Genomic DNA, 1187 nt, shown 5'->3' on the forward strand with positions numbered 1-1187 from the left:
TCACCGGATGGCCAGGTGGTCGAGGTACGACCGGACGTTGCGCCCGGTCTCGGCCACGCTGTCACCGCCGAACTTCTCCGCCACCGCGTCCGCGAGGACAAGCGCGACCATCGCCTCGGCGACGATACCGGCCGCCGGCACCGCGGAGACATCGGAACGCTGGTGGTGGGCCCGGGTGGCCTCGCCGGTGGTGACATCGACGGTCTGCAGAGCACGCGGCACGGTCGCGATCGGCTTCATCGCCGCCCGCACCCGCAGCAGCTCGCCCGTGGAGAGCCCGCCCTCGGTGCCGCCGGCCCGGCCGGAGACCCGGCGGATGCCCTCAGGCGTGTTGACGATCTCGTCGTGCGCCCTGGAACCCGGCACCCGGGCCAGTTCGAAACCGTCACCGATCTCGACACCCTTGATCGCCTGGATGCCCATCAGAGCACCGGCGAGACGGGCGTCCAGCCTGCGGTCCCAGTGCACGTGCGAACCGAGGCCGACGGGGACGCCGTAAGCCAGCACCTCGACCACACCACCGAGGGTGTCGCCGTCCTTGTGAGCCTGGTCGACCTCCGCCACCATCGCCTTCGACGCATCCGCGTCCAGACAGCGCAGCGGGTCCGCATCCAGCTTCCCGACGTCACCCGGCACGGGATACACACCCCGCGGGGCCTTCACCGAGCACAGCTCGACCACGTGCGAGACGATCTCGATACCGGCCGTCTCCTTCAGATACGACCGGGCCACGGCGCCGAGCGCCACCCGGGCCGCGGTCTCCCGGGCGGAGGCCCGCTCCAGGACCGGCCGCGCCTCGTCGAAACCGTACTTCTGCATACCGGCCAGGTCCGCGTGGCCGGGACGCGGGCGGGTCAGCGGAGCATTACGGGCAAGGCCCGCGAGGATCTCCGGGTCGACCGGATCGGCCGCCATGACCTGCTCCCACTTGGGCCACTCGGAATTGCCCACCATGATCGCGACCGGGGAACCCAACGTCAGACCGTGCCGGACACCACCGAGGAACGTCACCTCGTCACGCTCGAACTTCATCCGCGCACCACGGCCGTAACCGAGCCGCCGCCGCGCCAGATGGTCCGCGACCATCTCCGTCGTGATCGGCACGCCGGCGGGAAGGCCCTCCAACGTCGCGACAAGTGCGGGACCATGGGACTCCCCCGCGGTCAGCCAACGCAGCCTGCTCAACG

Annotated in this window: 1 protein-coding gene; it reads right to left on the reverse strand. The window is 70.8% G+C overall.

The window, feature by feature from the left end; genetic code table 11:
• A complete protein-coding gene (gene aroC, locus ABZ887_RS51175; RefSeq protein WP_361306619.1) occupies positions 1–1185 on the reverse strand; it encodes a chorismate synthase in 1185 nt (394 codons plus the stop codon).
• Between the last annotated feature and the right edge of the window lie 2 nt (positions 1186–1187).

The sequence above is a fragment of the Streptomyces sp. NPDC047061 genome, from assembly GCF_040643955.1.
Taxonomy (GTDB): Bacteria; Actinomycetota; Actinomycetes; order Streptomycetales; family Streptomycetaceae; genus Streptomyces.